Source organism: Brevibacterium sp. ZH18, from assembly GCF_022748595.1.
GTDB lineage: Bacteria > Actinomycetota > Actinomycetes > Actinomycetales > Brevibacteriaceae > Brevibacterium.
In genome coordinates this window covers 21533-27532 of record NZ_JALDSX010000051.1, presented here as the reverse complement: position 1 = coordinate 27532, position 6000 = coordinate 21533, and the positions used below count along the sequence as shown (strand labels likewise).

Below are 6000 nucleotides of genomic sequence, written 5' to 3'. Positions count from 1 at the left end.
CGGGCCCCGACTCGTGTGCTCAGTTCGTGATCGGCTGCTGAAGTTCGACCACCCAGTCCGACTGGTCGGAGTCATCGCTGCCGTCTCCGGCCTCCAGATAGATCTCACGGCACGGGCCGTTGAGTGAGTATCCCTGAGTGACACACCACTCGGAGAGATGCTGCCAGCTCGCGCCGATCCGGCTCATCGACCCTTCGTGGATGAGCGTGGCCGCAGTGCAGGGCGGCAGCTCGGTGATCTGCAGTTCGCTGGTCTCGAGGCCCGTGTTCCCGTTGCCCCCATCCGGGCTTGCACGGTAGCCGCACGTGACTTCTGTGCCGGCCTCGGTGTCGGTGTACAGGCCGACACCGATGCTCGGGTCGCCACCGGTGCTCGCGATCTGCTGGGCGACGTGGGCGAAGAGCGGCCCGATCTCTGAGGTGTCGAACGGGGGCTCGCCGAGCCTTACGGTGGTACCGATGATCCGCTCTGCGGGCAGTTCTTTGATGATGCAGTCCGGGTGCCCCATGGTGGTCCTTTCGATAAGGGCCAGTCGAAATTCGACGTCGGCCAATGTGGCTGCGGTGGCCGCTTGTTCGGCCTGCAGCTGGTGACGACGAAGCTCGAGCATGTCGACTAGCTCGGGTGTGCTGAGGCCGGAGTCGAGGAACTCGGCCACTTTCCTGAGCGGGATGCCCAGGGAATTCAGCGCCATGATCCGGTTCAATCGGGTCAGCTGAGCCACCGAGTAGCTGCGATGGCTGCTGAAGCGGTCGACCTCGTGCGGCTGCAGCAGGCCAAGTGACTCGTAGTGCCGGAGCATCCGGACGGACACCTGGCCGAGCCGTGCGAATTCACCGATCTTCATCAGTGGACCTCCCGATCTCCAGTGTTCGCGAATTGCTGCTGTCGTCATAGCCATTGACGCACCTGCCACAGTGTCAGATTCAACCCAGTGTCAGATTCAACCTCGAGCCAGATTGTCAGATTCGACCCCAGGCCATTTTCACATCTGTGCCAGTTTCAAGACTATGTCGAAGTCCGCCTTCCGGATCGGTGAGAATGGTCGGCATGAGTGAAATGAGAATCTTGGTCATCGAGCACGAAGACGGTGCTGGTCCGGGGCGATTCGGCGAATGGCTGGTCGAGGCCGGCGCAGAAGTGGTCATTCTGCGCCCCTACCTTGACGACCCGCTCCCTGCCGGCCTTGAGGGATATGCGGCGCTCATCGTTCTAGGCGGCTCGGCAGGACCCCTGGACGATACGGACAACCCGTGGCTGCCCCAGGTCAGAGAGCTGCTTCGGCGGTCAGTGGCGGGGGAGTTCCCCAGCTTCAACATCTGCCTCGGCGGTGAGCTCCTCGCGGCGGCCACCTCGGCGAGGATCGTCCGTCGTGCACGGCCACAGATCGGAATCTACAATCTGCACACCACCTCGGCGGGGGAGTCCGATCCGGTCTTTGCGGCCCTTGCCGACTCCTCGTCGCCTGCGGGTCCGGGCGCGACGATCCCGGCCGTCCTCTTCCATCAGGAGGAGATGGAGCTGCCGGACGGCGGCGAACTGCTGCTGACGGGATCCGACGCTCCGGTGCAGGGCTACCGGGTCGGCGAATTCGCGTGGGGCACTCAGTTTCACCCCGAGACCAATTCCGCGCAGATCGAACAGTGGTTGAATTCGGATCCGCTCGCCCTGCCGGAGGGGAAGACCCACGAGTCCATCAAAGCTGAAGTCGCCGCGGCGGACGCTGAACTGATCCGGATCAACCGCGCGCTCGCGCACAGTTTCGTCGACTTCCTGAGAGACAGACAAGCTACCTGAGTGACAGGCAAGCTACCTGAGTGCACGAAGAAAGCGACCACCTCGCCGCCGGATAGGCGGTGCGAGGTGGTCGCTGTTGAGCAGGAGAGACGTGACCTGGTGGGTCAGGGCTCCTTGATCTTCTGATCTGTAGTCGTGTATTCGATGGAATCAGCGGTGGAGCCGACAAGACCCATCGTCACCCGAAGCAGGCCCGGTTTGACGTCATCCAAAGGCGGCGCGGTCTTCGTGCCCAGCGTGAGCGACTTCCCGTCCTTGGTGGTGGCGGTGATCGAACCGATGTAGACACTGACGTTTCCCTTGAGCGTCATCGTATCGGCCTTGGTCACCAGTCCACCCCCTGCAGGCTTATCGGGAGGGCTCACAGTGAGCGAGAATCCTTTGATTGAGATCGAATCCGCAGAGATCTTCAGGGCCGTTGTCTTGCCCCCGTCAGCAGTCGGAACCCTGACGATCGAGATTCCACTCAGACCTGAGAACGACAGGGACTCGGACCCCATCGCTGCCGGATGCTTCGTGAAGATCGGTGAGTCGTCATCGTCGGTCGGCTTGACAGGTTCTGCCGGAATCCCGGATGGATCGTCCGTCGGTTCCTCTGTGGGTTCGTCGGTCGGCTCATCTGTGGGTGTATCCGTCGGTTCCTCGGTCGGTGTCTCGGACGGCTCAGGAGACTTGGTTGGTCCTGGCTTGACCGGGTCCGCCGGCTTCTCACTCGGCGAATCCGGCTTCGCCGGTGCCGGGACCGCAGGATCAACGGTTGGGTTCTTGCCAGCTGGCTCCTTCGGCTCCTTGCTATCTGGTTCCTCGCACCCGAAGATGCGGAGGCAGATTCCAGATGACTCGGCTTCCGGTGCCGCCGCTCCCACAGTTGAAGGGACGGCCAGCGCGAGCACGGACAGGAGCAGTGCTGTACGGCGGATCGGTGTCCTCATGAGTTCCCTTCTTCGCCTGCGGATGCCTCGCCGTCCTTCCGCTCGGCATCCGTCACTGGATCGCGCGGTCCCATCCAGGCGACCACGAGAACCGACCCGATGCTGGCCAGCAGCATGCCGATGATGAATCCGCCGAGGTTCACACCGATCAGTGAGTAGACAGCGAGCACGAGAGCGATGATCCCGTAGAACATGTGCTGCTTGGGCTGGAAGATTGCGAACAGCCCGAGCACCACGAGAGCGATCGGAATGATCGTGGCTTGCAGACCCTCGATGCCGAATTGAATGTGCAGGTTCCCGGTATCGAGTTGGCCGGAGAAGAAGAGCTCGATACCCCCCAGCACCACCAGCACCCCGCTGATGAATGGTCGTTGCCTGCGCCAGTGACGGAAGCCGGGGCGCTGCTGCGAGCTGTCCTGACCGGACTCGTCATTCTCCGGATTCGAGTCGATCTCCTGAATGGAGTCGTCCTCCGGTGTGGAATGGTCCATGGTGGTCGTGCCCTTCTCAGCGTTGCGACGGCTTCGCCGCGTCAGTGCAAATTCGCTGGTCTGGTGCTCGCTGGTTGATGATTCTCTCATCAGAAGCACGTCTCGGATCCGTCAGTCAGCTTCAGTGACATGTCTTTGAGAGTGAAGACCGAAGCCGTGGTGCTCCACGAGTCCTGTTCCAGGTTCTTGATCGAAACGGTGTCGGCGTCCTGGGCGAAGTCACCCTTGGAGCCCTTGTTCTTAGTACTGACGTCGGATGCGTCGACGCCGATCCGAATGTTCTTGAACTCGGCGTCGCCCCGGAGTCCCGTCATCCCGATCTGCAGGTCCTTCGCGGATGCTGGTTCTTTCCCGCCGCCAGCCTTGATGAGGATGCCGACTTTGCCCATCGGTGTCTTCGTGACTGCCGACTGGCAGAGATTCGCGAGGGTAGCATCCTTGATGTTGGCGGTAACCACATCGTGCTGTTCACCCTTGGCGTCCTTCGCTGTCCCGCTGTACTGGGAGAACCCGGTTCCCTCAAGCTGCGACGAGGTGATCTGGAACTGAGTCCCGGATACCGCGAACGAGACCGGGACAGCGCCCTGGGCGACTCCGCCCATCAGGGCGGCGGAGACGATGCCTGCAGGAATCGCGACCATGGCGATTCTTCCTGTGTGCGATGAGCCGATTTTGCGGATGGTGTTGAACTTCGGGAACTTCATTGTTTCTCCTCCTGACACCGACTACTATGTAGGCGCCGCAATTGTGACGTAAGTTACCACGGGGTGTTACCGACGAGTATATCGGTCATGATTTCCGCGTCAACAGCTGCTGGCTGATGAATCGTTCGGTGAAAAACTCTGTAGTGGAAGACTGTTCCGCTGACGTGCGGATTCGTGTTTCAGGGGGCGAAGGTGCCTGGTCGGAACCGCATCAAACTGAACAATTGATCAACACAACCTGACAAGACCCTTTGCGCTTGCTAGGTTGTTGGCAGGCGCCGGTGCCGGACCGATCCTCCGGACGAATCGCTATTTGCGCCCGTGAGAATGAACTCCATCACTGACACTGTCGTCCAGATGCCTCCCCTCGCAGACCTTGATTCCACTGCCTCTGATGTCACTGCATCAGGTGTCAGAGCCTCTGACATCATGACCGCCGCACCCTCCATCACTGCTGCTGGGGGCGTGGACCAGGCGATCGAGTCGTTCGTCGGCCCGATCGCGCAGGCTTTCAGCAATATCGTCTTCTTCGAGCTCACCATCGGCGGTGTCGGCATTCCCCTCATCGTCGTCTGGCTCATGGCCGCCGCGGTGTTCCTCACCATCTATCTGCGCTTTCAGCCGGTCACCGGGCTGAGGTATTCGATCGGCATCATCCGCGGTCGCTTCACCCGCAAGACGGACCCCGGACAGGTCTCGAGCTTCCAGGCACTCGCCACCGAGCTCTCGGGCACCGTCGGCCTTGGCAACATCGCCGGCGTCGCTGTCGCCATCACCATCGGCGGGCCGGGAGCGGCACTGTGGATCATCATCTTCGGCTTCTTCGCAATGACAGTGAAGATGGCCGAGGCCACGCTCGGCGTGAAGTACCGCCAGATCAACTCGGACGGAACCGTCTCAGGCGGACCGATGTACTACCTGCGCGATGGGCTCGCGGAGATCGGGCGACCCAAACTCGGCAAGTTCCTCGCCTTCTTCTATGCGATCACCACCGTCATCGGCGTGATCGGTGCGGGAAATCTCTTCCAGGCTAACCAGGCGGCATCGATCCTGGTCAAGGCCACCGGCGGCGACGACAGCTTCCTCGACGGCAAATTGTGGCTCATCGGCGCCGTCATCGCTGCGCTGACCGCGTTGGTCATCCTCGGCGGCATCAAGAAGATCGGACAGTGGACGTCGAAGCTGACTCCGATGATGGCGATACTCTACTTCCTCAGTGTCGCGGTCATCCTCGTCGTGAATGCCGGCGAGATCCCGCATGCCTTCGCCCTCATGTTCACCGGTGCATTCAGCCCCGACGGCGTCACCGGTGGAATCATCGGCGTCGCGATCGTCGGCATCCAGCGCGCTCTGTTCTCGAACGCAGCCGGGGTCGGTTCGGCCGGTATGGCGCACGCGGCGTCGAAGACGACGAAGCCCGCGACCGAGGGGTTCGCGGCGATGTGGGAACCGCTCATCGACTCGGTCATCATCTGCACCCTGACTTCGCTGGCGATCATCACCGCAGGCCTCTACGGCTCATCCACGGAGGATGGGATCGGGCTGACCTCGGAGGCCTTCGCCACCGTGACCGGCTGGTTCCCGATCCTGCTGACGATCTGCGTCGTGCTCTTCGCGTTCTCGACGATCCTCGCCTACGGGTACTACGGTCAGCAGGCTCTGGGCTACCTGACGGGCAACTCGAGGGTGGCAGACAAGGCCTACCAGGTCTTCTGGATACTCGCCGTGATCGTCGGTGCATCGATGTCACTCGAGTCGGTCATCGCGTTCTCCGACGCGATCTTCTTCCTCATGGCCTTCCCCAACCTGCTCGGTCTCTACTTCCTGTCTCGCATCCTCAGGCTTGAGATCTTGCGCCTGCGCAAGCGGATCGATGTCGGAGTCATGCGGGAAGTCACCCCCGCTGAACTGCAGGTCGGCATGGGCGACCATGAGCCGACTGCCGAACAGATCAAGGCCGCCGAGGCGGGCCGTCGGCGAAAGCGCGACAAGCTCCGTGAGGTGCGGGATTCCCTCAGGGTCAAGAAGTTGGAACGCTCGCAGAGAGGGTGAGTGAGTGCGGTCAGATGGCCGGGC

Annotated in this window: 6 protein-coding genes; 2 read left to right on the top strand and 4 right to left on the bottom strand. The window is 61.7% G+C overall.

Annotated elements, in window-relative coordinates; genetic code table 11:
- Positions 1-19 precede the first annotated feature (19 nt).
- The gene (locus MPN20_RS14740) at positions 20-847 is read right to left on the bottom strand and encodes a MerR family transcriptional regulator (RefSeq protein WP_242783330.1); all 828 of its coding nucleotides are present in this window, start codon (positions 845-847) and stop codon (positions 20-22) included.
- A 203-nt stretch (positions 848-1050) separates the two neighbouring features.
- On the opposite strand from MPN20_RS14740, the gene MPN20_RS14735 reads away from it, so the two are divergent.
- Positions 1051-1797, top strand: a complete 747-nt coding sequence (locus tag MPN20_RS14735) for a type 1 glutamine amidotransferase (protein WP_242783328.1) — start codon at positions 1051-1053, stop codon at positions 1795-1797.
- Positions 1798-1901: 104 nt separating this feature from the next.
- On the opposite strand, the gene MPN20_RS14730 is transcribed toward MPN20_RS14735, so the two are convergent.
- The 3 genes from MPN20_RS14730 to MPN20_RS14720 are packed head-to-tail and all read right to left on the bottom strand — an operon-like array spanning position 1902 to position 3924.
- On the bottom strand, positions 1902-2729 hold the full coding sequence (locus MPN20_RS14730; protein WP_242783326.1) for a hypothetical protein: 828 nt from the start codon (positions 2727-2729) through the stop codon (positions 1902-1904).
- Complete coding sequence (locus MPN20_RS14725) at positions 2726-3310, bottom strand: DUF6114 domain-containing protein (protein WP_242783324.1); 585 nt, start codon at positions 3308-3310, stop codon at positions 2726-2728. Before MPN20_RS14725 ends, MPN20_RS14730 begins: the two co-directional genes overlap by 4 nt.
- Positions 3310-3924, bottom strand: a complete 615-nt coding sequence (locus MPN20_RS14720; RefSeq protein ID WP_242783322.1) for a DUF6230 family protein — start codon at positions 3922-3924, stop codon at positions 3310-3312. The genes MPN20_RS14725 and MPN20_RS14720 overlap by 1 nt, the downstream gene beginning before the upstream one ends.
- A gap of 429 nt (positions 3925-4353) precedes the next feature.
- On the opposite strand from MPN20_RS14720, the gene MPN20_RS14715 reads away from it, so the two are divergent.
- Positions 4354-5976 (top strand): alanine/glycine:cation symporter family protein, encoded by a 1623-nt coding sequence (locus MPN20_RS14715; protein WP_242783320.1) that lies wholly within the window; start codon positions 4354-4356, stop codon positions 5974-5976.
- Positions 5977-6000: the final 24 nt, after the last annotated feature.

Excerpts from the sequence above, each read along its gene's own strand:
- MPN20_RS14740 (WP_242783330.1), bottom strand. The coding sequence starts at position 847 with ATGAAGATCGGTGAATTCGCACGGCTCGGCCAGGTGTCCGTCCGGATG.
- MPN20_RS14735 (WP_242783328.1), top strand. The coding sequence starts at position 1,051 with ATGAGTGAAATGAGAATCTTGGTCATCGAGCACGAAGACGGTGCTGGT.
- MPN20_RS14730 (WP_242783326.1), bottom strand. The coding sequence starts at position 2,729 with ATGAGGACACCGATCCGCCGTACAGCACTGCTCCTGTCCGTGCTCGCG.
- MPN20_RS14725 (WP_242783324.1), bottom strand. The coding sequence starts at position 3,310 with ATGAGAGAATCATCAACCAGCGAGCACCAGACCAGCGAATTTGCACTG.
- MPN20_RS14720 (WP_242783322.1), bottom strand. The coding sequence starts at position 3,924 with ATGAAGTTCCCGAAGTTCAACACCATCCGCAAAATCGGCTCATCGCAC.
- MPN20_RS14715 (WP_242783320.1), top strand. The coding sequence starts at position 4,354 with ATGACCGCCGCACCCTCCATCACTGCTGCTGGGGGCGTGGACCAGGCG.